The sequence below is a fragment of the Vibrio sp. 10N.222.52.B12 genome (genome assembly GCF_002875385.1).
GTDB classification, from domain to species: domain Bacteria; phylum Pseudomonadota; class Gammaproteobacteria; order Enterobacterales; family Vibrionaceae; genus Vibrio; species Vibrio jasicida.
Map to the genome: position 1 here is coordinate 1 of NZ_MDAW01000075.1, position 1,065 is coordinate 1,065.

The 1,065-nt window shown below is 36.2% G+C and carries 1 protein-coding gene; it reads right to left on the minus strand.

The window, feature by feature from the left end:
* Window positions 1-40: 40 nt before the first annotated feature.
* Window positions 41-913, minus strand: coding sequence for a hypothetical protein (locus tag BCT11_RS03885; RefSeq protein WP_102387215.1), 873 nt, complete (start codon window positions 911-913; stop codon window positions 41-43).
* Between the last annotated feature and the right edge of the window lie 152 nt (window positions 914-1,065).

Consider the following 1,065-nt stretch of genomic DNA (forward strand, 5'->3'; position numbering starts at 1 on the left):
CCCCTTAGCAGGGCGTTATATTCCATTTACTTTAGTATAGTTACTTGTCTACCATTTTTTCTAGCACGGAAGTTAGAGCGGTTGCTGTCGCACTGTCCCCCTTTCTTATTGATTCCGCGATTAGTTGCCTCATTTCCCTTAAGTCCTCATCTGAAGAGTTTCTTACCTCGGTTCTCGCGATCTCTTTGAGCATTTCTCGCTCAGTAATTCTTTTGATTTGTCGCATCTCAAGGGATTTCTTTTGTTGACGAATATTCGCAGAAGAATAGTGGTGCCATTTTGGTATATTGTTCTTCAAAGACTTAAGAATTTTGAAACCAATAAATAGGCATGCCAATAGGCTTATGAGACCAATGGAAAGAGAGCGCAGCACATTAACAAGCTTCCTTACATTTTTTTCATAAACCATAGCTTCATATGCAGCTCTTTTTTCTTCAAAAGTACTTGTGGCTTTTGCTATTGCAGTATCACTTGCTATCAGAGTTATGGTGTTGATCGTAGACCATAGATTTGCCGAGTTGCGTTGCATCAAACTGAACGTGTAAGAGCCCGAGTTAGCTAAAACATCATACAGGGTAAGACTATTGTCATATGGTATATATTTAATACCCTGAGCTCCGTAGGTATAGTCAGTGCTGGCGAAGTTATTTTCATAGAGTCTATAGTCTTCAACATAATAACCAAAGTTATTGAATTCTACGAGTACGCGGATTTCTTCAGTTACCGTATTAAAAAACTGATATTTAGTCGTCCCATTTTCGTCAGTATATGTATTATCATGGTTAAGTTGTTGAGCGATTTTAATTTTATAATCTGTGCTGTATAAGTTTTCGTCTAATTGAATTTCTGTTCTGTCGGCTGCAAATGAAACTGCGGAGAATAGTGTGAAAAGAGTCAGTATTAAGGTTTTCAATTGGTATGTTCATATAGTTTGGGGAGTGTTTTTTATCACATCTCTTCAAATAATAAAACTAAAACGTAATAACTCTTATTTTTCAGTCGGTTAGAGTGGGCTTTATAGTTTGAATAGTTCAAATAAATAAAATATAACAAACTGTTTAAGAG